This is a genomic window from Gordonia sp. p3-SID1431 (assembly GCF_025143765.1).
In the GTDB taxonomy this organism is placed as follows: domain Bacteria; phylum Actinomycetota; class Actinomycetes; order Mycobacteriales; family Mycobacteriaceae; genus Gordonia; species Gordonia hongkongensis.
The window spans coordinates 25,275-50,360 of the sequence record NZ_JAMBDT010000018.1; the positions used below are offsets into that span (position 1 = coordinate 25,275).

The following is a 25,086-nucleotide window of genomic DNA, read 5'->3' on the forward strand; positions in this document are numbered from 1 at the left end:
TTTGTCACCTGTCCGTCGGGCGTGGGATAGACCGCACCTGGCGAACCCCGTGACCTAGCGCCCGCTCGGTGGACGTATCCTTGACCGCGAGACGACCTGACAGGTGGCCATTCAAGCGGCCACCACCTCGGAGGAGGCCCCAACGATGACCGCAGCCACCATTCCCGGACTGGACCCGAGTAGCGCTCCGACGAAGCACGCGGGACTGCTGGCCTGGGTGGCCGAGGTCGCCGAGCTGACCCAGCCCGACCGGGTGGTGTGGTCCGACGGCAGTGACGAGGAGTGGGAGCGCCTGACCGCCGACCTCGTGCAGGCCGGCACCCTGGTGAAGCTGAACGAGGAGAAGAAGCCGAACTCCTTCCTCGCCAACTCCGACCCCGCCGACGTGGCCCGCGTGGAGTCGCGGACCTACATCTGCTCGGAGAAGGAAGAGGACGCCGGCCCGACCAACAACTGGGTCGATCCCGCCGAGATGCGTTCGACGATGACCGAGCTCTACCGCGGCAGCATGCGCGGCCGCACGATGTTCGTCATCCCGTTCTGCATGGGCCCGCTGGACTCCGACGATCCCAAGCTCGGTGTCGAGATCACCGACTCCGAGTACGTCGTGCTGTCGATGAAGATCATGACCCGCGTCGGCCCCCGCGTCCTGGAGATCCTGGGCGAGGACGGCTTCTTCGTGAAGGCGCTGCACTCCGTCGGTGCGCCCCTCGAGGACGGCCAGGCCGACGTGCCGTGGCCCTGCAACACCGAGAAGTACATCACCCACTTCCCCGAGACCCGCGAGATCTGGTCGTTCGGATCGGGTTACGGCGGCAACGCGCTGCTCGGAAAGAAGTGCTATGCCCTGCGCATCGCCTCGGTCATCGCCCGCGACGAGGGGTGGATGGCCGAGCACATGCTGATCCTCAAGCTGACCAGCCCGGCGAACAAGGTGTACTACATCGCCGCGGCGTTCCCGAGTGCCTGTGGCAAGACCAACCTTGCGATGCTCCAGCCGACGATCCCCGGCTGGAAGGCCGAGACCGTGGGCGACGACATCGCCTGGATGCGCTTCGGCGAGGACGGCCGGCTGTACGCGATCAATCCCGAATTCGGTTTCTTCGGTGTCGCTCCCGGTACCAGCTACGACTCGAACCCGAACGCGATGAAGACCATCGAGGCCGGAAACACCCTCTACACCAACGTCGCCCGCACCGACGACGGCGACATCTGGTGGGAGGACATCGACGGCCCGGCGCCCGCGCACCTCACCGATTGGCTCGGCAACGACTGGACGCCGGAGTCCGATCACAAGGCCGCGCACCCGAATTCGCGCTACTGCACCCCGATCTCGCAGTGCCCGTCGCTGGCCGACGAGTGGGATGACCCGAAGGGCGTGCCGATCTCGGCGATCCTGTTCGGCGGTCGCCGCAAGACCACGGTGCCGCTGGTGACCGAGGCCCGCGACTGGCAGACCGGTGTCTTCATGGGTGCCACCGTGGGCTCCGAGCAGACCGCCGCGGCCGAGGGCAAGGTCGGCACCGTGCGCCGCGACCCGATGGCGATGCTGCCGTTCATGGGCTACCACGTCGGCGACTACCTGCAGCACTGGGTGAACATCGGCAAGAACGCCGACGAGTCGAAGCTGCCGAAGGTGTTCTACGTCAACTGGTTCCGTCGGGGCGACGACAAGCGCTTCCTGTGGCCCGGATTCGGCGAGAACAGCCGCGTGCTGAAGTGGATCATCGAGCGCATCGAGGGTGAGGCCGAGGGTGTCGAGACCCCCATCGGCATCGTCGCGAAGCCGGAGTCGATCGACGTCAGCGGTCTGGACGTGCCTGCGGAGGACGTCGCGGAGGCGCTCGCCTTCAATCCCGACGAGTGGCGCGAGGAGATCCCGTCCATCGAGGAGCTGTTCGACTTCGTCGGCGAGAAGCTGCCGAGCTCGTTGCGCGACGAGCTCGACGGTCTGAAGCAGCGCCTGGCCTGACGCGGCCTTGCTGCGCGGTTCCGGGGCTGAACGTACGGATGGGTCTGAAGTGACGGTTGAGGTATCGTGCCCCTCATGAAACTACGTCTGTGGGGCGCCTCGGTCGCCGCTGCCTGCGCGCTGGGACTGGCGTCGTCGGTCGCGGTCCAACCGGCTTCGGCGACACCGTCTTCCGGGGCCGGGGTCACGGCGTTCTTCACGGATTCGACGACGATCGGGAACGGGCTTCCCACCGTCAACCGGATCTCCGGCATCGATCGGACCGGTAACGGCAACTACGTGATGATCGCCGAGGACGTGCTCCCGGCTCGCTTCTTCACGGCGTCGATCGGGTACACCTCCGTCACCGCGTCCTTCACCGGGCAGCCGCGGATCAACGGCGGCGGCACGGTCCTCGGCCCGTGGTTCCTCCCGTTGCTGCCCGGACAGGCCCAGTTCGAGGGCATCCGTCAGTCCGCGGGCGGTTACACCGTCGTCAGCGGCGGCAACAACCAGTTCGTCCGGCAGATCGGGCCCATCGGACAGGTCCTCCGCGACCTGCCGCTCCCGTCGGTGTGGCGCCCGTCGTCGAAGTCGGGTCTGGCGGGCCAGCGCGGACTCACCGGCGTGGCCGTCGGACCCCAGGGTCAGGTCAGCGTCCTGACCGCCGGCGGACTCCGGCAGGACGCCGCACGATCGGCTCGTCTGTTGACCTTCGGCAAGACCAATCGCGAGTTCGTCTATCGCACCGACGCCAACAAGGTGGCCGCCGATGTGCTGGCCATCAACTCGACGGACTTCCTCGTGCTCGAACGTGGCCCGGGCAAGCTGTCGAACATCTTCTGGACGACGACCCGGGGCGCCACCTCGGTGACGAACAAGAAGAAGCTCAGCGGACGCGAGAAGGCGATGACCAAGCGTCGGATCTTCTCGACCACCGCGACGCCGCACCTGCTCACCGGCAACATGTCGGGACTCGCCTGGGGTAACTGGCATCCCGACAACCCGTTCGCGAAGACCCGCACCCGCACCCTTCTCGTGGTGTCGGACAACGTCGGATCGCCCAACCGCCTCCACTCGTTCGAGGTCCAGATCCCGAAGTAGAGGCCGCAGCAGTGCCCAACGTCACTGCCGTCAGGGTGGGGTCAGGGTGTTACCTGATGGCCAACCGGCGCAGGATTTGGCACCGTTGAGGGCATGACGACGACTGATGTGGCCGCTCGAGACGACGGTGGCGATGATTTTGGGACGCCGAAGCACGCGGTTGCTGCCGGGGCAGACATCCTTTCCAAGCGGTACGGCGTCGGCGACACCGCCGTCGAGGCCCTGAAGAACGTCTCCATCTCGTTCCGGGAGGGCGAGTTCACCGCGATCATGGGGCCGTCGGGGTCGGGTAAGTCCACCCTGATGCACTGCCTCGCCGGTCTCGACGTCGCGAGCGACGGCAAGGTGTTCATCGGCGACACCGATCTCACCGCGTTGTCGGACAAGGCGATGACGATGCTGCGTCGCGACCGCATCGGCTTCGTGTTCCAGGCGTTCAACCTCGTGCCGACGCTGACGGCCAAGGAGAACATCACACTGCCGGTCGACATCGCCGGCCGCACCGTCGACACCGAATGGTTCGACGCCGTCGTGGCCCGACTCGGGATCACCGACCGGCTCGGACACCTGCCGAGCGAACTGTCCGGTGGTCAGCAGCAGCGCGTGGCCTGTGCCCGTGCGCTGATCGGGAAGCCGTCGATCATCTTCGGCGACGAGCCGACGGGCAACCTGGACTCCCGCTCCTCGGGCGAGGTGCTGTCGATCCTGCGGGCGGCGACCGACGAGTTCAAGCAGACCGTCGTCATCGTGACCCACGATCCGCGCGCGGCGTCGTACGCCGATCGAGTGGTGTTCCTGGCCGACGGCCAGATCGTGCAGGAGCTCTCCCGGCCGTCGGCCGACGACGTCTTCGAGGTCATGAAGAACCTCGACAACGTGCCTGCGCCCGACACCGCCGAAGCGCTCTGAGCCGTGGCGTCCTCCACGGTGATGCGCCGGGTCTCGCTACGGAACCTGCGCGCACACAAGCTCCGGCTGTTCCTCACCCTCTTCTCGATCGTCCTCGGCACCTCATTCGTGGCCGGGTCCATCGTGTTCACCGGGTCCATCTCGAAGGCCTTCAACGACATCTTCGACAGTGCGGCGCAGGGTGTCGCGGTCGAGGTGACCCCGGCCGACCGGCAGTCGCCGGGTGTGCCGAACACGATCGTGGACCAGCTCCGCGACCAGCGTGCCCAGTTCGGTATCGACAAACTCGTCGTCAACAACAACGGCCTGGTCACGGTCGCCGACTCCGACGGCAAGGCCATCCAGACCGGTGGCGCCCCGAGCGTGGGCAGCACCTACATCCCGCCGGCGGAGGCGCTCGACCCGGACGAGTCGCGGATCCTGCCGGGTGGACGCGGGCCCGAGAACGCCGGCGAGATCGTCTTGAACACCTCGGCGGCCGAGGCCGCGGGGTTGAAGGTCGGGTCGAAGACGAAGATCGTCGTCGGGCAGGGCAACTCGGAGCCGCTCGAGGTCACCGTCGTCGGCCTCGTCGACGCGCCCAGCTCGACGGGTGGTTACGTGAACGCCCAGTTCGACGCCGCGACGTCGGCCCGCCTGTTCACCGACGGTGAGCACGTCGGCGTCGTCGACATGTCGGCCGTCGCCGGGGTCACCCCGGAACAGTTGCAGGAACGGATCATCTCCGCGCTCGGCGCCGACGCCGATCTCTACGACGTCCGCACCGGCGACCAGGTCCGCGAGGACCAGAAGGCGCAGGTCAACGAGTTCCTGCAGATCTTCCAGTACATCCTGCTGGCGTTCGCCGCGATCGGTCTGGTCGTCGGCACGTTCATCATCTACAACACCTTCTCGATGATCGTCGCGCAACGGAATCGGGAGTTCGCGCTGCTCCGGGCGGTCGGCGCGAGCCAGCGCCAGGTCTCGCGCTCGGTGCTGTTCGAGGCCTTCGTCGTCGGTGTCCTCGGCGGCGCGCTCGGTCTCGCCATCGGCATCGGGCTGGCGGCCGCCTTGAAGGCCATCACCAGTGCGACGTCGGGCCTGCCGGACGGTGAGCTGGCGATCGGTCCGGATGCCATCCTCGCCGGCATCCTGGTCGGCGTCGTGGTGACGATGGTCAGTGCCTGGGTGCCGGCGGCGCGAGCCGCCCGGGTGCCGCCCGTGGAGGCCATGCGCGCATCGGCCGCCGAGGGGTCGGCCTCGTTGCGCAACCGCACGATCATCGGCGCGGTCATCGGTGTCGCCTCGATCGCCGCGATCGTGGTCGGCGCGATGGGTGAAGGTGCGGGCCCCGCGATCACGGTGGGTGCCGGCGCCGCGGGCGCGGTCCTGTCGGCCGTCCTCATCGGCCCGGCGATCGCGCGTCCGTTCGTCAGCGTGCTCGGCCGGGTCATCGGTGCGCCCTTCGGCATGATCGGGCGCCTCGCCCGGACCAACGCGGTCCGCAACCCGCGGCGCTCGGCCGCGACGGCGTTCGCGCTCACCCTCGGGCTGATGCTGGTCGCGATCATCGGCACCCTCGGACAGTCGTTCAAGGGCACGGTCGACGACGCCGTCGACGCCGGCATCACGGCCGACTACATCGTGGCCGGCACCAACCAGTCGCCCCTGCCGCCCGCGGTGACGGGGGCGATCGACGGGGTGCCCGGCGTCGCCGAGGTGGTGTCGTTCGGCATCGTCCAGGCCAAGGTCGACGACAAGTCGGAGACCGGGTTCTCGGCGCTCGGCGGCCCGCTGAACAGCGTGACCGTGATGGACATGCAGGACGGCGCGTCGTCGGATCTGCCCGCTGACGGGATGCTGATCAGCGAGCGGACCGGCAAGGCGAACGGCTGGCAGCGCGGCGACGTCGTCACGTTCACCTCCGCGACGGGCGAGCAGGTCGAGGTCCCGATCGCCGGCGTCTACGCGGACAACGAAGCGCTGCAGCCGTGGGTCGTGGGTCCGGACGTCTACGAGAAGCTGGTCCCGCCCTTCGCGCGGGTCAATGTCACGCTGTTCGTGAACGCTGCGCCGGGCACCGACCTCGAGACCCTGCGCACCGATCTGGAGAATGCGACGTCGGACTACCTGACGGTGCAGATCCAGGACCGGGATCAGTTCAAGGGCCAGATCTCGTCGCAGATCGATCAGATGCTCGGCACGCTGTACGCGATGCTCGGGCTGGCACTGCTGATCGCGGTGCTCGGCATCATCAACACGCTCGCGCTGTCGGTGGTCGAACGCAAACGCGAGATCGGGATGTTGCGGGCGATCGGCATGATCCGAGCCCAGGTCCGACGCTCGATCTACCTCGAATCGATGCTGATCTCGATCTTCGGCGCAGTGCTGGGTGTGCTCCTCGGGACCGTCATCGGCGTCGCGTTGGTACGCACGCTCGCCGAGTGGGGCCTGGGCGCGCCGGTGATCCCGTGGTCGCTCATCGCGATCACGCTGATCGCGTCGGCGGTGGTCGGTGTGCTGGCCGCGTTGTGGCCGGCCGTCCGCGCGGCGCGCACCGGACCGCTCGAGGCGATCGCCGACATCTGACGCAGGTTCGTGGTGGTCGGGTCGGGACTGACCCTCAGATGACAGAATCGTCCGCATGACCCGACCACCAGAGGGCGATCCCAACGATCCGCGGAACGATCCGCCGGAGACTCGTCAGTTCGATCCGGACTTCGACCCGTCGGCACCGCCGTCGCAGGCCTACACCGAGCAGCAGCCCGGGCAGCCGTATCCGGGTCCCTACACGGAACCGCACCAGGCCGGTCAGCCCTATCCGGGTCCGTACACCGAACCGCATCAGCCGGGACAGCCGTATCCGGGTCCCTACACCGAACCCCAGTATGGCGACCCCCAGTACACCGGCGGGTCGCCTTACGGTGCCTCGCCCTACGACGCGCCGGCCGGTGGTGAACCGCCCCGCGGTTCGGGGTCGAAGGGCCGGACCATCGGGCTGGCGCTGGTCGCCCTGATCGCGCTCGTGGTCCTGGGTCTCGTCGTCGTGCTGGTCACCCGCTCCGGCGACGGCGACTCCACCAGCGCGGCGTCATCGTCGACCACCGAATCGAGTGATCCGGCGACGACGAGCGAGACGACGTCGTCGAGCACCCCGACCACCGAGGAGACGACGTCGACCACGACGACGACTCAGCGCTCCGGAACCATCACCTACCAGCTGACCGGCAACGGGGACGTCGTCGCGCTGACGTTCACCCGCGGCCAGGGATCGCCGACGGTGATCCCGGCGATCGGCTCGCCGTGGTCCCAGCGGGTGCAGCTCGAGGGAACCCGCGCGAGCATGTCGGCCATCGTGATCCGCGGACCGGTGTCGTGCGCCATCCTCGCCGACGGTGAACAGCTGGCCGCCGCCACCAGTCAGGGCGGCACCCTCAACTGCACCGCGGACCTCGCCGCCGAGTAGTTCAGGCCGCTGGGTGCGGAGGTGGCTTCGACTCGGGGCTTCGCTTCGCTCAGTCCCGGCTCAACCAGCAGTGGGCTCAGCCAGACGCAACCGGACTTCGAGCACTTCAGCGTCGACGCAGGACGAGCACGAGGTTGGTGCCGAGGACGTCCCGAAGCACCGGCACACGCATGACCCACCACATCCAGCGCGGGATGTAGCGGGGGAATGCCGTGACGAGGTCGGCGCGCCCGGCGCCGGTCGCCGATCGGGCCCAGCGCAGCCCGTCGGCGGCGGAGACCGCGAACAGCGATGTGCCGTACAGGTTCTTGGGTGGATGACCGTGGCGTCGGGTGTACAGCCGGGCCGCCCGATGGCCGCCGAGATAGTGCGTCAGGCCCATCTCGTGACCACCGAACGGTCCCCACCACAGTGTGTAGCTGATGATGACGACGCCGCCGGGACGCGTCACCCGCAGCATCTCGTCGGCCATCTCCCACGGCGTCGGTGTGTGCTCGACGACGTTCGACGACAGGCAGACGTCGACGCATCCGTCGGCGAAAGGCAGGGCCTGGCCGGAGCCGCGGACCGATCCGCGATGCTCGAGCCCACCGGCGTGCATCTCGGCGGGATCGGGTTCGACGGAGACGTAATGCGCGCCGCGGGCCCGGAAGGCGTCGGCGAAGTATCCGGGACCGCCGCCCACGTCGAGGACCACCGATCCGCCCATGTCGGGGACGAACGCCTCGACCATGTCAGCGGTGTCGCCGGCGAGCGCGCCGTAGAAGCGCGCGGGATCGGATTGTTCGTAGCGGAAGTCGTTCAGCAGTCCCGCGGCGCGTCGCAGGGTGGCGAGCCGGGCCATCCGCGCGCCCCCGGGAAGTGAAGTCGTCATCGTCGGGTCACTCTAGTGGGGTGTCTCGGCGACAGGTTCCTCGCCGGGCGGACGTGCGGCGGATTCCGGTGCTCACGGCCTGGTCGGTAGGCTGACGGACAACATGCGCACACCGTCGAACATCCTGCTCCTGTGCTGGCGGGACACCCGCCACCCTCAGGGCGGCGGCAGCGAGACCTACCTGGAACGGGTGGGCGCCGAACTGGCTCGACGCGGCGCGAACGTCACCTTCCTCACGTCCGCGTACCCGGGGGCGCCCCGCCACGAGCACCGGGACGGCATGCGGTTCTTCCGCGCCGGCGGACGGATCAGCGTGTATCCGCTCATACTCGCGACCATCGTCGCGGGCCGGCTCGGGTTCGGCCCGCTGGCGGGGTGTCGCCCCGACGTCGTCGTGGACACCCAGAACGGTGTCCCGTTCTTCTCGGCGCTCGTCTCACCGGCTCCGACGGTCGTCCTCGTCCATCACTGTCATCGCGAGCAGTGGCCGGTCGCCGGCCGTCTGCTCGGCCACATCGGGTGGTTCCTCGAGTCGCGGGTCTCGCCGCGCGTCCATCGACGCAACCGATACGTCACGGTCTCGACGCCGTCGAAGTCCGAACTCGTCGCGCTGGGGGTCGATGCCGGGCGGATCGCGGTCGTGCGCAACGGGATCGATCCGGTACCTCAAGGTATCGAGGCGCTCGCGCGCACCGGGGCGTCGACTCCCGGTGTGCCGGTACGACTCTGCGTACTGTCGCGGCTGGTGCCCCACAAGCAGGTCGAGGACGCGTTGACCGTACTCGCCCGGCTGCGTCGCGACGGTGTCGACGCCCGTCTCGATGTCATCGGCGGTGGCTGGTGGTCGGACGAATTGCACCGCGCCGCAGCCGACCTCGCGGTGACCGACGCGGTCACCTTCCACGGCCACGTCGACGAACGCCGCAAGCACGAACTGCTCGCCCGGGCCCGGGTCCACCTCATGCCGTCGCGTAAGGAGGGATGGGGCCTCGCGGTCGTCGAAGCCGCCCAGCACGGTGTCCCGACGATCGGTTACCGCAGCGCCGCCGGACTCGCCGACTCCATCGACGACGGGCGCACCGGGCTCCTCGTCGACGGTGTCGACGAACTGGCCAGCGCAACAAGGAAACTCATCGACAACCCGGACGAGGCGCACCGACTCGGCCGGAACGCGCAGACCACGGCCAGCCGCTACTCGTGGTCGGCGACCTGCGACGGGTTCATGGCGACGTTCGACGCCGTGCTGTCCGACTCGCGCCGCTGATCACACCGACGCCGAGACCGACGAGGCCGGTGATGAGCAGCGCGGCCCATACGAGGTGCGCGCCGAGGGCGATCGCACGGTCGGTGGCGTCGGCGGACCGATCCACGACGTCGCCCACCTGATACAGCCTCAGATCCGGCCCGTCGAAGGCGAGGCGTCCGGCGTCCGCGAGTTGGATAGGCGGAGAACCGTTCTCGACCAGCACCCACCCGACGCCGAGCTCGGCGAGCGCTACCGGTGACCCGCCGGACTCCAGCACCCGCGTCACCGCTGCGGCATGCTTCCCGGCCGGGTCGATCACCTCGCCGTCCACTCGGAGTTCGCCGGATTCGACGACCGGCGCCCGCAGCATCCGTGCGGCGGGATCGAGCGACGGATCGCGCGCGAAGGGGTACTCACGCACCGTGCCGGGAGGCCACAGGGCGACCGAACCCCGGTCCGGCGGCACGATCTCGGCGACCTGCCGCCACTCGTCGGGATAGTCGATCGCGCGCACCGCACCGCCGACCCCCCACGCCAGGTCGGGGAGCGGCGCGACCGCGAGCAGTGCGACCGCGGCGAACGCGAAACCAGACGGGACCCGACGCCTCGCCGCTGCCACGGCCGCTGCCACACACACCGCCACAGCCGGGACGAGAAGTGCGGCGAACTTCTGCGTGTCGCGCAGGAGCCCGCCGCCACCGACCTGCTCGACGACGAACCCCAGGCCGGTGCGGACCGGTCCGAAAGTGCTCAGCATCAACGCGATTGCGGTCACCGCCGCGAGCATGGCGATGGCGCGCACCAGCGGGTCCGACTCCGTGCGACGACGCCACAGGTGACCGGCGCCGACCGCGACGACGAGGAGCAGGCCGAGGGTGGCCACCGCGGCCCACCCGATGCTCCGACTCGCCGGCACCGCGTCGGCGTTCCAGATCCCGCCCAGCGACAGGGCCGTACCCACGGGGCCGAGCCACGGCTCGGACCGCAGGCCGAATGCCTCCACCCCGGCGGCCGCGGACGTGGTCGGGGCGTCGGAGATCACCGACGTCAGCAGCCAGGGCACGGTGCTGAGAACCCACAGGCCGAGCGCGACCGCCGTGGGTCGCGACCCGATCGGGCGCGCCAGGAGCCCGACCGCCAGGACGATTCCAGCGAGGACGGAACCGGTGGGCGTCAGGCCCGCGACGGCGAGCAGCCCGCCTAGTTGTGAGAACCGGACGGGGTCCGGGCGTTCCCGCAGATCCAGAACCGCGACGAGAATCCACCCCAGCGCCGCGTACCCCGCCAGCAGGCTCCAGTGGCCCTGGAGAAGACGTTCGGCGACAAACGGATTCCACACCGAGACGAGGGTGGCCGCCGCGGCACCGGTGCGCCCGGCGCCCGGGACCAGGCGCGCTGCCAGACGTCCGTACCCGACGCCCGCGCACACCAGGGAGGCGGCGAGGACCGCCAGCACGACGATCCCGCCGTCGACGACGGTGCTCACCATCGCAAGGAACCAGTCCTGCGGCACGGCGCGAGGCGGCAGGTCACCGATTCCGAGCGTGGTGTCCGTGACATGGGTGCGCGGCGTGGACACCGCATCGCGGTACAGCAGGTACCGGTCGCCGGCCCCGATCAGGCCGGGCAGCAGCGGCGCCAGGATCACCGCGGCCGCAGCGACACCGGTGCCGTACAGAACCGGCAACAGTCGTCGGGGAGTCACCGCGGCGAGCCGATCAGAAGTGGTGGGTGTCCGAGGGTGCGGGGGCGTGCACCGGGTCGTCGTCGTAGTCGGACTCGGTGATGCCGTACGACCGCGCCAGGTCGAGGATTTTGGTCGCCCGCGCGATCCGCGGCAGGTCGGAGCCGTTGCGGATCTCGCCGCCGTCGCGCTCGAACTCGGCGAAGAACTCGCGCGCCCAGGTGATCTCGTCCTGAGAGGGGGACAGTCCCTCGTTGACCTGCGCGCACTGGCCCGGGGTGAGGCAGATCTTGCCGGTCATGCCGAACTCGGCACTGACCGCGGTCGCCTCACTGAGCTTGAGCGCGCTGGAACCGACCGTCGGGCCGTCGATGGCGCTGGGCAGGTGGGCGGCCTTCGCGGCGATCGTGAAACGCGAACGGGCATAGGCCAGGGTCTGCGGGTTCTCGCCGAAGCCGGTGTCGCGGCGGAAATCCCCGATACCGAACGCGAGACGGAACGTGCCCTTGGTGGCCGCGATCTCGCTGATGCGTTCCAGCCCGCGTGCGGTCTCCACGAGCGCGACGATCGGCAGGCCGGGCAGTCGCTTGGCGGTCTCGGTGACGTGGTCGACGGACTCGACCATCGCCAGCATCACCCCGCCGACGGCGGTCTGCGACAGCGCCTCGAGATCATCGGCCCACCACGGTGTGCCGAATCCGTTCACGCGAACCCAGTCTCCGGCGCCGGGGCCGGCCGTACCCTCCTTCGGCCCGAGCCAGCGGACCACGTTGTCGCGCGCGGAGACCTTGTCCTTCGGAGCCACCGCGTCCTCGATGTCCAGCACGACGATGTCGGCGCGCGAACGCGAGGCCGGCTCGAACTTGGCGTAGTGGGAGCCGTTGACCAGCAGCCAGCTCCGGGCCAGCACCGGGTCGATGCGCGAACCGATGTCGGTCGACTCGGCGTCGTAGGTGGGGTTGTCGTCGTACATCACGGTCTCTCGGTCCGGTGGACACGCGCGATCGGGGGGACCCGCGCTCGGCAACAGCCTTCCCATCGTTGCCTATGCCCGACTGCCCGTGCAAAACCCGGCACGCGTACCTCGTGCCCGCCCCGCGCGAGACCGCGGCGGTGTAGTCGGCACACTTGGTCCATGCAGCAGACGCGTCGGACGACGGGCACGGTCGGCGCCGTCGGGTCGGTGGCGATCGGGTCGATGGTGGCCAACGTCTGCATGTACGTGGTGCACCTCGTCGCGAGCGCGCATTTCCTCGACGTCAGCGAATACGGCGAGTTCGCGGTGCTGCTGTCGGCGATGCTCGTGCTGGGCGTGCCGGCGATGGCGCTGCAGAACGTCATCGCCCGGGAGGTCGTGCTCGGCGGTGACGAGGGACGGCTCCGCGCGCTGGGTGTGGTGACGACGTGCTGGGTCGTCGTACTCACCGTCGTCGCCACCCCGCTGGTCGCGCTGCTGTTGCGCACCGACGTCGCGACGACGGCCGCAGCACTCGCCTCGGCACCGCTGCTGGCGCTCATCGCCGCAGGTCAGGGGATTTTGCAGGGGCGCGGCGAGTTCCGGGCCCTGTCCTGGGTGCTGGCCGTCGTCGGCGTCGCACGATCGATGCCGATCATCGGGGCGTTCGCCGCCGGCGCCGGACCGGCCGGTGGGCTGCTGGCCGGGACACTGGGGGCCGCCGCGTCGGCGGGCGTCGTCTGGCTCGTGGTCTGGTCGATGTCACGGGCCGGAGGGCCGGGGCGGGCACCGTCGGGGGCCGCCGGAGTGCTCAGCGTGGTCCGCGCGTCGCAGGTCCAGTTGGTGTTGATCGTCGCGTCGTCGATCGACCTGCTGCTCTCGCCCCGGGTCCTCGACGCCGAGGAGGTCGGGGTGTACGCCCTCGGCGCGATCGCGACGAAGGTGGCCTTCTGGCTCCCGCAGGCGATCGGCGTCGTCTTCTATCCGCGTCTCGCCGACCCAGCACGGTCGTCGGCCTCGTTGCGTCAGGCGGTGACGGTGGTCGCCGGGATCGGGGTCGTCCTGACCGTGCTGGCGGGCGCGGCGGGCCCGGTCGTCCCGTTCGTCTTCGGGGACGGCTACGACGCCTTGGTGCCGATCCTGTGGCTCTTCGCCTACATCGGCGCCGCACTCGCCGTCCTGCAGGTCGTCCTGCTGTCGGCGATCGCGCGCGACCGGACGCGGGTGGCACTGGGCCCCTGGTTGGTCGTGGGCGCCGAGGTGCTGGTCATCGTCACCCTCACCGGCTCGGTGGTCGGGGTCGCGGGCACCGCCGCGGTGGCCGTCACGATCGCCGCGCTGGGGACGTGGGCGGTCGCGCGCTGAGTTGAGGTCGGACGTTGCCGAGTCCCCGAAGTTTCGGCAGTGTTGTGTCATGAGCGACAACGAGAGCACACAGGTCACTGTCCAACGCACGATCGAGGCGCCCGTCGACGCGGTGTTCGACGTCCTCTCCAATCCCGAACGGCATCAGGCGCTCGACGGTTCGGGTTTCATCCGCGGCGTGGACCACGCCGATCGCATCCAGCAGGTCGGTGACGTGTTCACGATGAACATGTCGGGCGACCACATGGGCGGCGACTACAAGACCGACAACCATGTCACCGGTTACGCCAAGGACAAGCTGCTGGCATGGCAGACCGCCCCCGCCGGCACCGAGCCGCCCGGGTGGGAATGGCTGTGGGAGTTGGAGTCCCAGGGTCCGAACGAGACGCTGGTGCGCCACACCTACGACTGGTCGAAGGTCACCGACAAGAAGCTGCTCGAGAAGGTCAAGTTCCCGCTCGTCACCGAGCACCAGCTGAACGACACCCTCGGCAGGCTCGCCGCCGAGTCGACCTCCTGACGCCGGTCTCCGTCACTCCGGTTGCCCGCCAACGGTTTCCGCGCCACTCCGGCGCCGGAACCGGGTGGGCAGCCAGGCCGGGTTGGTGAGCACCAGTCCGGCCAGCAGCGCCACGACCCCGAGGACCCCGGTGCCGATGGGTACGAGCCGGCCCCAGATCAGGATCGGGGACGCGAGATCGTCGGCCAGGTCCGTCATCCGGGCCTGCGTGTCGTCGTCGTAGCCGAAAGTCGCGCGCAGATGCGGCAATTCGAAGCCGGCCGGGACGCCGGGGATGCCGTCGGGGAAGCGGTACGCCTCGTCGACGGTGATCGTGGCGTCGACAATGGTGCCGGTCCGGGTGTCGACGGCGAGATCCCACGAACTCCGGTGATGGAGGCTCGCGGTCAACGGCCGGCTCGAGTCGCCGAACCCGAACCACGACGCCGGCCGCGTGATCGAGACATTCGTGCCGACCGGTCGCCCCAGCGCTTCGCGGGCGAGGTCGGTGTCAGGGACCTCGGCGCGAAACCGTGCGACGTCGCGACCCTGCACCTCGGTGTCACCGTCGTAGACCAACGGCACGGTGGTGCGGGTGATCGGGTCGAAGAACTCGCGGTCGGCCGTCGCCGTGTCGAAGGGCAGCAGATAGGTGACGCCGCGACGGTCCGGGACGAGCACCGCGGCCTGACCGCTGTCGTACTGGATCTCCGACGCCCCGCGGGCGGCGAGTCGGGGCAGCGCGTTCTTCCGGTCGAGTGTGACCCGATCCTTGATGGCATTCACGGTCGCCTCGTTGCACGGTTGTGCCGGGTCATCGGCATCGACACCGGGGCGCGGATCACCGGGGTCGACCTCGCGATCGTCGATGCGCAGCTTCTCGGCCTGGATCGACGTACCGGCCTGCAGCGTCACCCGGTGTTCGTCGGACGGCTGCACCGCCACGACGCGCTGCTGCCGGACGAGGTCGGCGCCGACGGTACGGGCCGCCCGGGTCTCCAGCGAGCACCGGTCGAAGATCGTCGCGTCGTCGGCCGTGGCGACGGTGGTGAAGTCGGTGCTCAGCGGGATCGTGCGGAACCCGCCGACGAGCAGGGTGGGCAGCGCGATCGTCACCGCGAGCAGGAACGCGCCGACGAAGATGAGCGTCGGTCCCGCGAGGTCCGCCGTCGACCAGCGATGGGGCTCCGGGTGCGACGAGGACGGCGAGGACATGGTGGCGAGGGTACGCAACGCCTCCCGGCTACCCTGTCAGCAGCATGACCAGCACCGACCCCGGCCCCACCAGCCCCGCCACCGCCGAGCCCGCAACGGCTACCGCCCGGCGGTTCTATCCGCAGCTCGAGGGCATGCGGGCCATCGCCGCGATCGGGGTCCTGGTCACGCACGTGGCCTTCCAGACCCGCGCGGTCGAGATCCCCGTGCTGGGACCGGTCCTCGGTCGTCTCGACCTCGCGGTCGCCTTGTTCTTCGCGCTCTCCGGCTTTCTGCTCTGGCGACCGTGGGTCGACGCCGCGCATCGCGGGACCGGGCACCCGTCGGTGCCGCGGTACCTCCGCCATCGCGTCGTCCGGATCTGGCCGGCCTACGTGGTCGTGGTGACGCTGGTGATCCTGCTGCTCCCCGAGGCGCAGGGAGCGGATGCGCAGGTCTGGCTGGCGAACCTCACGCTCACGCAGGTCTTCGTGCCGCTGACACTGACCGCCGGTCTGACCCAGATGTGGAGCCTCTCGGTCGAGATCGCCTTCTACGCACTGCTGCCGCTCATCGGCTTCGCTCTCCTGCGGCTGCGCGGGAGCCGTCTGCGGGCGCGGGTGCCGGCGCTCGTCCTCCTCGGTGCGCTGAGCCTCGGCTGGGCCTGGGTCGGCACCTCGCTGCCCGTGGCCGACGGCGTGGAGACCAAGAACTGGGTGTTCGGCCACCTCCCGTGGTTCGTCGCGGGTCTGGTCCTGGCCGAGATCGCCGGAGTCCTCGAACGTGGACCGGCGTCGGGTTCTGCATCCGGGACGTCGTGGACGGGCCGCTGGATGGCGGGAACGATCCGCCTCAGCGCGAACCGCCCGCTCATGCTGGGCGTCCTCGTCGTCGCCTACGCGCTGGCATGCACCAGGATCGCCGGCCCGACCGGTCTCGGCGCGGTCACCGAGATCGAGTTCGCCACCAAGATGTTTCTGGGCGCGCTCTGCGGATATGCGCTGCTCGCCCCACTCGTCTGCAACGACGGGCCGTTCCGCATCCTCACCTCACGCGTGATGCTCGCGCTCGGGAGGTGGTCGTACGGGATCTTCATCTGGCATGTCGCGATACTGGCAGTGGTCTTCCCGCTGTTCGGCATCGTGCCGTTCAGCGGCGACACCCTCCTGGTGCTCGTGATCACCCTCGGGCTGTCGATCGGCGTCGCTGCGGCCAGCTATGCCTTCATCGAAGAGCCGGCCCGGAACTGGTTGCGCAACCGCGAGAATCGTCGTCGCCACCGTTCGCGCCACGACGCGGCCGACGCCTTGTCGTCGTCAGGCCCGTCGTCATCAGGCCCGTCGTCGACGGCCGACCAGAACACCAGCCAGGCCGTCATCGACACCGCCACCAGCGCCGGTAGCTGAACCCACCACTGCGACCCGTGGTACCCGCCCGAGGCGTGCCAGGGGCCGGCCGCCAGCCCGATGGTCGCGGTCATCATCGCCACGAATGTGATTGTGACGCCGGTCTTCTGCGGTACCGCTGCGGCGAGGGTGCCGACCACGACGGCGGCCGCGAGTCCCCACCAGCCGGACACCAGCCACGCCGCGGCGAACACCGCACCCCCCGCGGCGAGCACGTTGCCGCGCCCGGACGGAACCACGACGGGTTCACCGGCCCGGGTGCGACGCGCCGACGGCCACCACGCGGCGACGAGCAGCAGCGCCATCAGCGCGAGCCCGATCACCAGCGCCCACCGGTACAGCGAGTCGAATCGGAAGGTGAGTTCGATGGTTCCGCCTGCACCGGCGGGGACGACCCACCCCTGTTGCCACCCGTCGACGACGACCGGCCGTAGCTGCGTGCCGTCGAGGTGCGCCTGCCACCCCGGGTTGGTGCTCTCGGGCACGACGAGCAGTCGTTGCGCACCGGCGTCGACCGTCACCACGCGCCGCACCGGCGACCACTCGGTCACCGCGGGGGACGTCGACGCGGGCGCCGAGACCGGATCACCGTTCACCAGCGAGACGGCGTCGACGGTGAAGGCGTCGCCGGGATTGACCGACACCTCCTGCTGGCCGGCGGGCAGCACGAGCCGGCCGCCGTCGCAGGGGCGGCCGATCACCGGCTGCCCGCTGCGGAGGTCGGACACACTGGCGCGCACCGACATTCGGACGACCTGTCCGGCAGCGGTCAGGCCGATGCCGTCGTCGCAACCGATCTCGACGACCCGGTCGGCACCGGCATCGACACCGACACCGTCTGCCGGCGTGGGCGACACCCGGACCTCGGCGATTCCCGGTGGTGCGGGACTGGCGAACCCGAGGCTGTTGACGTCGATGAGGTCGGACTGCGCGCGAATGGTGATCTCGACACGGTCGGTGACCGCGGGATCGAGCCGCACGAGACCGCTCTCGTCGACCTCGCGGATCTGCTCTCCCGTCCCGAGGTCGACCGCGACCTCGGTGGGCGCGGCGGGATAGCCCCGCGGGGCGTCGATGGTCAGCGAATCGACCCGCTGTGCGCGCGGGAGGTCGAGGACCAGGGTGGGACTGTTCTCGTCCGCTGCGCCATCGTCGGTCTCCCTGTCGCGCGCGGGCGACTCTTCCTCGTCGGGGATCTCCGGTGCGGTCCACGATGTTCCGGGATCGCCGTCGACGGCAGCCGCGGGCCCGCCGCGGGGATCGGTCACCGGGCGGGGCCCGCGCGCCGTGACCCGGTCGTCCTCGGCGAGAAGCCGATCCAGAGCATCACCGGGTCGGGGTCGCAGGATCGCGGTGGGGGAGACGGTGACATCCGACGGCACCGAGAGTGCGCGCCCGAACACCGCCGAAGTCTCCGGCGAGAGTGCGAGACCCGGTGCGCACCTGGTCATCTGCCGCTCGGGGTCGGAGACGCACGACGCCCGCCCGGACAGCTCCTGGTACAGCAGCCACTGGGCCACGTCGGTGCCGGCCTCGAGTTCGGGCAACACCACGCGGTGGCGGATCCGCAACGGCGTCGCGGTTCGCAGATCGGAGACCGTCACCTCACCGAGCGCGAATTGGTTTCCCGCCGTGCCGTCGTCGGTGCGGAGCGCGCGGATCTGGAGCCAACCGGTGGGGCCGCTGGGGGCGGTCACGGTGACCGGTTCGCCGGGAGCGAGACCGGAGACCACCGTGCTGCCCGCCTCGGTGGTGATCAGCGCACTCGTGACGTCGGGTCCGAGCGCCTTCGCGGTCGTCAGGGTCACCGCGAGATCGGTGCGCGGCGTCGTGAAACCGATGCGCATCCATCGTCCGACCGCGGTCTCCAATCCGCCGCTCACCCAGGCGCTCTGCGGGTTGCCGTCGAAGGCCGCGGCCGCCGAGTTGGCCGGCGAGGTCTGCCCGGGCTGGACCGCGTCCGCCGCCGATCCCGACGTCGACACCTCGACTTCGCCGCTCTCGTTGTCCAACAACCATTCCCCGTGGACCAGTGGTTGGCCGTCGACGGGGTAGTCGGCGACGGCGTTCTGTGTCCGACGCGGGTCCGACGGCGACCTGATCGCCGAACTGTGGTCGTCGACGCGGCCGAAGTCGGTCTCCCGGTCAGCGGGTGTGTCGGTCACGATCAACGGGCCGTCGACGATCCCGGCGCGGCGGGCGTCGGCGTCGAGCACGACGGGTCCGAGCGGGGGAAGTCCCTGGCGTGCGCGGACGTCGGCCAGTTCGGCGATCGCCTCGGGCCCGCCGGCAATGCGGGGGAGCCCGGTGGTGTCGACGAGTCGCGGACCGGTGCCGGTCGTCGGCGCGCCCGGTTCGCCGACGGCGTAGATCTGCACCGCGGGCATCGGCGGCCGTAGTCCGTTGTCGCGCACCACTCCTCGGACGCTGGGTGGCCCGATCGGCGGACCGAACTCGGCGACGCGACGGAGCCCGGGCGACTCGTCGAGTGCCTGTTGCGCGAGCAGCGGGCGGGCCGACCGCGAGGTGTCGGGGTCGAGATCGGCTCGGAGGACGACGAATCCGATGCCCTGCCCGGCGAGGGTGGCGGCGAGACCGGGGGAGCCACGGCCCGCGGCGATCTCCCGTTGTACGGAGTCGAGGGCGCGGATCGCGCCGGGCGGGGTGAGCGGGATCGCGTCGCGGACCGCCCACGGGGTGTCGGACAGGGGTTGCAGCGGTTCGTCGCGGGTGAGCCCCCAGAGTTGGTCGGCGAACGGGGCGCCGGGGACGACCAGCGCGCGGGCGGGCGGGGCGCCGTCGTCGCGTTCGCTGTGCTCGGTCAGCCAGTCGGCGGTCTGCTGCCAGTGGCGTGGAATCGCCTGGTACGTACCGTCCGGCGCGAGCTGACCGGTCCACATCAACGACCCGGCGCCGATCACGGCGACGAGCAGGACGATGGTCGCGGCGACCGGTCGCGACCGCTGGGGCTGGGCGAAGGCGGAGAGCGTCTCCCGGCGACTCGCACTCCCCGGCAGCGGAACCCGTGCCAGGAGATGTGCGACACCGAGGACCAGCGGGATGCGGAGCAGCGGCTCGAACTTGTGGATGTTGCGCAGCGGGGCGCCCGGGCCGTCGAGGAAGACGCGTACCTGCTCGGCGACCGGCGACCCGAGTTCACCCGCGTAGCCGACGCACATCAGGACGAGGCCGACGCCGAGAATCGCGACGAGACGGCCGCGGAACGGCATGTGCCGCATGCACAATCCGGCGAGCCCCGCGGCCGCGATGGTCCCGGTCGCCAGTACCGCGGCGGGCTGGGTGACGAGCACCGCCCCGGCGACGCGCTCCGGCGACACGAACGGCGTCCACGAACTCGCCCCGCGCAGCACCTCGGTGAGCGAGGTCCACTGCGTGGTGACCCGGGACGATTCGATGTAGTCCAGGAACGGCGGACTCACGCGCGACAGGATCAGCAGCGGCACGACCCACCACGCGCATGCCAGGGTCAGGCCGGCCGCGGTCCAGGCGCCGAACCGCCACCAGCGTCGGTCGCGCGGACTGTGCAGCAGCCACCACAGAGCGGCGACGCCGAGCGCTGCCAGCGTGGCGACGGCATTGACCGCGCCCATCAGCGCGACCGCGGCCGACGCACGCGCGGCCTCCCGCCACAGCGGGGCAGCGTTCTCGGCCCGCGTGTCGAGTGCCCGCACCACCGGGATCAGCACCCACGGGGCGAGCATCATCGGCAGGGTCTCCGATGAGATCGAGCCGAGGGTGGTCAGGACCCGCGGGCTGAGCACGAAGACGGCGGCGGCGATGATCCGCGAGGCGGGCGAGCCCAGCCGCAGCATCTCGGCGAGGCGGACGATGCCGACGAAGCCGACGGTGAGCAGCACCGCCCACCAGAGGCGTTGCACGATCCACGGCGGAACGGCGAGAAGGTCACCCAGGGCGAAGAACGCCCCGTGGGGGAAGAAGTACCCGTAGGCCTGGTTCTGCACCTGCCCCATCGGTGCGTTCGGCGTCCACAGATGCGCGGCGCGCGCGAGGAACCCGAGCGGATTCGCGGTGAGGTCGAGTTTGGTGTCGGCGGCGATGCGGCCCGGTGACTGCAGCAGGCAGATCAGCAGCGAGATCGCGCCGACGACGGCGATACCGCGTCGGCTGAGTACGGACTGATCCGGTGGCGGAGGCGGAGTACTCAGTTGCGGCTGCTGTCGATCAGGAGACGCCGGGACCGGCGGCGTCGTGGATGGGTCAGTTGGTCTCGCCGGCTCCGCCGCGCGAACCGTAGTCCACCGAACCCTGGACGAATCCGTTGTTCGGGCTGATGTTGTTCAGATCGGTGGACGGGCTGTTCTCGGAGGCCAGGAACCCGCCGAGGAACACCGCGCCGAGTCCCACCAGGATGCCGGCGACCCCGGCGACGGCTCCGGCGACAAGGCGGTTGTTGGTCATGGCGATGAAACTACCATCGCCGAAGTCCGATTCCGGGTGACACCCGCTGACACCTGCGGATCGATGCGGCCGCGGTCAACGCCGAGACCGCACTTTCGTCAGGGTGCGATCCCACAGCAGCCGCGCACTCGTCTTCAGCAGTTCGGGCTTGTCGACGTCGTGGCTGAGCAGCATCGTCGACGTCGCGATCGTGCCGGCCGACGCCTTGGACCGGTGCCCGGAATCGAGATGCGGTTGCGGGTCGTATTCGATGACCAGCTGGATCGCCTCGGCTCGTGCGCGCCCGGCGATCTGCTCGGCCAGCCACAGCGCGAGGTCGATACCGGCGGACACGCCCGCGGCGGTGACCAGGTCGTCGTCGGGCAGCGCGCGCACGATGCGCTCGTCGGACACCGCATTCGCCCCGTGCAGGGTCAACGCGGCCATCGACGACCAGTGCGTCGTGGCCGGCCTGCCGTCGAGCAGACCGGCCGCGGCCAGGACGACCGAACCGGTGCAGACCGACGTCGTCCACTGCGCGCCCGGTCGTACCGCGCGCAGCCAGTCGAGGACCTTCTCGTCCTGTGACGCGGCGAAACAACCGGGGCCACCCGGCACCAGGACGACGTCGGGCGACGGTGTCTCGTCGAATGAATGCGTGGCGCCGACGACGAGCACGCCCGAGTCGGCGACGACCGGTCCCGGCTCGTGCCAGACGAATCTGACCTCGGCGTCGGGCAGCGCGCGCAGTACCTCGTAGGGACCGATGAAGTCGAGAGCGGTGAACCGCGGGTAGAGGACGATCGCGATCTGGGTCATGGATGCATTTCGGGTCGTGGGTTCTCGGGTGTGCGGCTAGCGGAAGGTGCGGCGGTACTGATCGGGCGGCACGCCGAGCCGGCGGACGAAGGTGCGCCGCATCGTCTCGGCGGACCCGAATCCGCACCGGGTGGCGATCGCCGGCATCGTGTCGTCGCTCTGGGTGAGTGCACGACGGGCGGCGTCGGTCCGGACCCGTTCGACATAGGCGCCCGGCGCCTCACCGGTCTCGTCGGTGAAGACGCGGGAGAAATGGCGTGGGCTCATCGACGCGTCGCGGGCGAGGTCGTCGACGCGGTGCACCCGGCCCGGCTCGGCCTCGATACGTTCCTGGATCTCGCGGATCGCCGTGCGCCGGGCCCGGGGCATCCACACCGGCGGGGCGAACTGGCTCTGACCACCCGGGCGCCGCATGTAGAGGACGAGCCACCGCGCGACGAGCTGTGCGAGCTCGGTGCCGTGGTCCTCCTCGATGAGGGCCAGCGAGAGGTCGATACCGGCGGTGACGCCCGCGGAACTCCACACGCGGTCGCTGCCGCGCACGAACAGGGCCTCGGCGTCGACCTGGATCGACGGGTATCGCTCGGCGAGCAACCCGGTCACGGCCCAGTGCGTCGTCGCGCGTTTGCCGTCGAGGAGGCCGGCCTCGGCGGCGAGGAACGCGCCGTTGCACACGCTGACGACGCGTCGTGCCCGTTGCGCCGCCCGTCGGATCCAGTCGACGAGGTCGGGGTCGCGGGAGGCGTCGTGGACGCCGGTGCCGCCGGGCAGGATCAGGATGTCCAGCGGTTCGGCCGGATCGGGGAGTGGATGCGCGACGAACTCCAGACCGACGCCGGTGCCCACCGGCAGACCGGACTTCGACACCAGCCGCAGGTCGTAGCGGACCTGCGCGCCCTGGTCGGCGAGGGCGTACGACGCGGTGGTGAACACGTCGGCCGGTCCCGTCACGTCCAGGGCTTGTACCCCGGGGAACCCGAGAATCAGCACCGATCGCGTCATGCAGACATCGTTTCCGACGCCGCCCGTGGCGTCCAGGCCACGCATCCCACAGATCAGGACACGTCACTGTTGATTGAGCTGGTCCCCACCGCCGGTTGAGCGGGCCCGCCCCCCTGGTCGAGCCGGCTCGCCCCCCCCGCTGGTTGAGCCGGCTCCGAGCGGAGCGAGGCGCCGTGTCGAAGCCACTTGGTGACCTCGACTAGCTCGGCCGTCAGGTGGGGACGCTCGGCCCGGCGGGTGTGCCGCCCCCGCTGGTTGAGCCGGCTCCGAGCGGAGCGAGGCGCCGTGTCGAAGCCACCCCCCGCTGGTTGAGCCGGCCCCGAGCGAAGCGAGGCGCCGTGTCGAAGCCACTTGGTGACCTCGGCAGAGATCCCTGCCCGGCAGAGATCCCCTACAACGTGACCTGCGGTTCTTTCTCGCACTTCGCGGGCACGATGAACACCGGCCGATGGCAATGTTTGAGGACCCTCTCGGCGACGCTGGACCGCAGCAGTGCCTTGAGTCCCGACGCCCCGCGCGTTCCGGTGACCAGGAGATCGACGTCGAGCGCTTCGGCGGCGGCGACGAGCGCACCCCACACCGTCGACTCCACCTCCACGAGCGATCCGCGTGCGGTCAGTCCGCACTCGGCGGCGAGTGTCACGCCGCGCTCGTTGATCGAGGCGGCCTCGTCTTCGAGCGCCTGGTCGACGCCGGCGTCGAGTTGGGTGTCGATGAACGGCTGCATCCCGCCGGCGAGGGTGGACATACGTGCCGGCGTCATGCCGCCGGGCTGCCAGGCGGTGACGACCACTGCGGATTGCGCGCGAAGGAATTGTCCGGCGTAGCGAATGGCGCGGTCGGCGTTCGGGGACCCGTCATAGGCGATCATCAGTGTTTGTGCGGCACTGTTGCCGCCGCTACCGCGCCCGGCGGTGGCGGACCCGGACGAATCGGACCCCACGTCCATTGGCTCAGACTACATGCCAGACTCGTGCCATGGGCCCAACTCGCAGACCCCGGCGGATTCGTCGTGAAGGGATCCGTGACAACTGGATCCGGAATGCGATGACGACAGGGACGGTCGCCGTACTGTGCGCGGCGCTGGCGGCGTGCGCGTCGTCGACGCCGGACTCACCGCCACCGACTCCCTCGTACTCGGCGTCGTCGCTCGCTTCGACGTCTTCGTCGGCGTCGCCGACGACCGTTCCGGTCGCAAACAGTTGTGGTGCAAGCGAACTCGCGAAACTGTCCGTACGCCAGAAGCTGGCGCAGCTGATCGTCGTCGGCGTCACCGGGGCGGCCGACGCGCAGCAGATCGTCGAGAACGAGGAGATCGGCGGGATCTTCGTCGGGAGCTGGACCGACAAGGCGATTCTGACGAGCGGTGCGGCAGCACGTATTTCGCAGAACTCGCCGATCCCGCTGATGGTCTCCGTCGATCAGGAGGGCGGGCGGGTGTCGCGCCTGTCCGCGCTCGGCATCGACCACGCCTCGGCCCGTGAACTCGCCCAGACCAAGACGCCCGAGCAGGTGCGCGCGATCGCGGCGGATGTGGGCCGCAAGCTCAAGCGCCTCGGTGTCACCGTCGATTTCGCGCCGGTCGCCGACGTGAGCGACGAGTCCGACAACGAGGTGATCGGCGACCGGTCCTTCAGCAACGACCCGGCGGTCGTGACCGAGTACGCGGGCGCCTATGCGGCAGGACTGGCCGACGCGGGAATCACGCCGGTGTACAAGCACTTTCCGGGACACGGGCACGGCTCGGGTGACTCGCACCTCGGTGTCGTGACGGTCCCGTCGCTCGCCGAGCTGCAGGACAGCGATCTCGTGCCGTTCCGGACTCTCCTGCGCGACCCCGGGACCGCGGGCGCGATGGTCGGCCACCTGATCGTCCCGGGTCTGACGAAGGGGTTGCCCGCCAGCATCAGCCGACCCGCGATCCAGATGCTGCGCACCGGCGTCGGCTACGACGGTCCGCGGTTCAACGGTGTGATCTACTCCGACGACCTGTCGGGCATGGCGGCGATCAGCGCGCAGTACCCCATCGAGCAGGCGGTGGAGAGGTTCATCCTCGCTGGCGGGGACGTCGCGCTGTGGCTCTCCACCGACCGTGTCGCGTCGGTGCTCGACAACCTCGAGCGCGCGGTGTCGGCCGGGCGTCTCGCGCCCGCTCGCCTCGATGGCAAGGTGGTGCGCATCCTGCGCTCCAAGGGTGTGGTGAACTGTTGAACT

Annotated in this window: 18 protein-coding genes and 1 pseudogene; 10 read left to right on the top strand and 9 right to left on the bottom strand. The window is 70.0% G+C overall.

All coding sequences use genetic code 11. The features are described from left to right. Positions 1–145 precede the first annotated feature (145 nt). The 5 genes from M4D77_RS06920 (at position 146) to M4D77_RS06940 (ending at position 7,409) form a co-directional block, all read left to right on the top strand. Positions 146–1,972 carry a phosphoenolpyruvate carboxykinase (GTP) gene (locus M4D77_RS06920; RefSeq protein WP_137809622.1) on the top strand — a complete coding sequence of 609 codons (1,827 nt, stop codon included), beginning with the start codon at positions 146–148 and terminating at the stop codon, positions 1,970–1,972. A gap of 75 nt (positions 1,973–2,047) precedes the next feature. Beyond that, a complete protein-coding gene (locus M4D77_RS06925) occupies positions 2,048–3,055 on the top strand; it encodes an esterase-like activity of phytase family protein (protein ID WP_226511772.1) in 1,008 nt (335 codons plus the stop codon). A 93-nt stretch (positions 3,056–3,148) separates the two neighbouring features. Then, positions 3,149–3,964 carry an ABC transporter ATP-binding protein gene (locus M4D77_RS06930; protein ID WP_259935847.1) on the top strand — a complete coding sequence of 272 codons (816 nt, stop codon included), beginning with the start codon at positions 3,149–3,151 and terminating at the stop codon, positions 3,962–3,964. Between the two features lie 21 nt (positions 3,965–3,985). Next, positions 3,986–6,532, top strand: coding sequence for an ABC transporter permease (locus M4D77_RS06935; protein ID WP_259935858.1), 2,547 nt, complete (start codon positions 3,986–3,988; stop codon positions 6,530–6,532). Between the two features lie 55 nt (positions 6,533–6,587). Next, entirely contained in the window at positions 6,588–7,409 is an 822-nt protein-coding gene (locus M4D77_RS06940) for a hypothetical protein (protein WP_065630340.1), read from the top strand. 106 nt (positions 7,410–7,515) lie between these two features. Here M4D77_RS06940 and M4D77_RS06945 read toward each other — a convergent pair whose 3' ends face one another. Next, a complete protein-coding gene (locus tag M4D77_RS06945; RefSeq protein WP_259935848.1) occupies positions 7,516–8,283 on the bottom strand; it encodes a class I SAM-dependent methyltransferase in 768 nt (255 codons plus the stop codon). Between the two features lie 103 nt (positions 8,284–8,386). Between M4D77_RS06945 and M4D77_RS06950 the strand changes: the two genes are divergently transcribed. Continuing rightward, the gene (locus M4D77_RS06950; protein ID WP_259935849.1) at positions 8,387–9,547 is read left to right on the top strand and encodes a glycosyltransferase family 4 protein; all 1,161 of its coding nucleotides are present in this window, start codon (positions 8,387–8,389) and stop codon (positions 9,545–9,547) included. On the opposite strand, the gene M4D77_RS06955 is transcribed toward M4D77_RS06950, so the two are convergent. Together M4D77_RS06955 and M4D77_RS06960 are read right to left on the bottom strand one after the other, a co-directional pair. Continuing rightward, positions 9,504–11,234: a hypothetical protein gene (locus M4D77_RS06955; RefSeq protein WP_259935850.1), complete on the bottom strand. Its 1,731-nt coding sequence runs from the start codon at positions 11,232–11,234 to the stop codon at positions 9,504–9,506. The two genes, M4D77_RS06950 and M4D77_RS06955, sit on opposite strands and share 44 nt — an antisense overlap. A 13-nt stretch (positions 11,235–11,247) precedes the next feature. Then, complete coding sequence (locus tag M4D77_RS06960) at positions 11,248–12,186, bottom strand: CoA ester lyase (RefSeq protein ID WP_259935851.1); 939 nt, start codon at positions 12,184–12,186, stop codon at positions 11,248–11,250. Between the two features lie 162 nt (positions 12,187–12,348). Here M4D77_RS06960 and M4D77_RS06965 point away from each other — a divergent pair, with 162 nt between their 5' ends. Both M4D77_RS06965 and M4D77_RS06970 read left to right on the top strand, forming a co-directional pair. Then, positions 12,349–13,533, top strand: coding sequence for a polysaccharide biosynthesis protein (locus tag M4D77_RS06965; protein ID WP_165629442.1), 1,185 nt, complete (start codon positions 12,349–12,351; stop codon positions 13,531–13,533). A 49-nt stretch (positions 13,534–13,582) separates the two neighbouring features. Beyond that, positions 13,583–14,053, top strand: coding sequence for an SRPBCC family protein (locus M4D77_RS06970; RefSeq protein ID WP_078113249.1), 471 nt, complete (start codon positions 13,583–13,585; stop codon positions 14,051–14,053). Between the two features lie 12 nt (positions 14,054–14,065). On the opposite strand, the gene M4D77_RS06975 is transcribed toward M4D77_RS06970, so the two are convergent. Then, positions 14,066–15,247, bottom strand: a complete 1,182-nt coding sequence (locus tag M4D77_RS06975; RefSeq protein WP_259935852.1) for a DUF3068 domain-containing protein — start codon at positions 15,245–15,247, stop codon at positions 14,066–14,068. Between the two features lie 44 nt (positions 15,248–15,291). Between M4D77_RS06975 and M4D77_RS06980 the strand changes: the two genes are divergently transcribed. Further along, positions 15,292–16,632, top strand: a complete 1,341-nt coding sequence (locus M4D77_RS06980) for an acyltransferase (RefSeq protein WP_189340123.1) — start codon at positions 15,292–15,294, stop codon at positions 16,630–16,632. 2,120 nt (positions 16,633–18,752) lie between these two features. Here the strand turns inward: M4D77_RS06980 and M4D77_RS23790 are convergent. The 5 genes and pseudogenes from M4D77_RS23790 to M4D77_RS07005 form a co-directional block, all read right to left on the bottom strand. Further along, a pseudogene (locus M4D77_RS23790) lies at positions 18,753–20,819 on the bottom strand (DUF3367 domain-containing protein); the annotation flags it as partial. Between the two features lie 52 nt (positions 20,820–20,871). Next, complete coding sequence (locus tag M4D77_RS06990) at positions 20,872–21,072, bottom strand: DUF2613 domain-containing protein (RefSeq protein ID WP_004023745.1); 201 nt, start codon at positions 21,070–21,072, stop codon at positions 20,872–20,874. A 75-nt stretch (positions 21,073–21,147) separates the two neighbouring features. Next, positions 21,148–21,870, bottom strand: coding sequence for a DJ-1/PfpI family protein (locus tag M4D77_RS06995; RefSeq protein WP_078113247.1), 723 nt, complete (start codon positions 21,868–21,870; stop codon positions 21,148–21,150). Positions 21,871–21,906: 36 nt separating this feature from the next. Next, positions 21,907–22,872: a GlxA family transcriptional regulator gene (locus M4D77_RS07000; protein ID WP_259935853.1), complete on the bottom strand. Its 966-nt coding sequence runs from the start codon at positions 22,870–22,872 to the stop codon at positions 21,907–21,909. Positions 22,873–23,263: 391 nt separating this feature from the next. Next, positions 23,264–23,821, bottom strand: coding sequence for a universal stress protein (locus M4D77_RS07005; RefSeq protein WP_058252224.1), 558 nt, complete (start codon positions 23,819–23,821; stop codon positions 23,264–23,266). A gap of 98 nt (positions 23,822–23,919) precedes the next feature. On the opposite strand from M4D77_RS07005, the gene M4D77_RS07010 reads away from it, so the two are divergent. Continuing rightward, positions 23,920–25,083 carry a glycoside hydrolase family 3 N-terminal domain-containing protein gene (locus M4D77_RS07010; RefSeq protein ID WP_259935854.1) on the top strand — a complete coding sequence of 388 codons (1,164 nt, stop codon included), beginning with the start codon at positions 23,920–23,922 and terminating at the stop codon, positions 25,081–25,083. Positions 25,084–25,086: the final 3 nt, after the last annotated feature.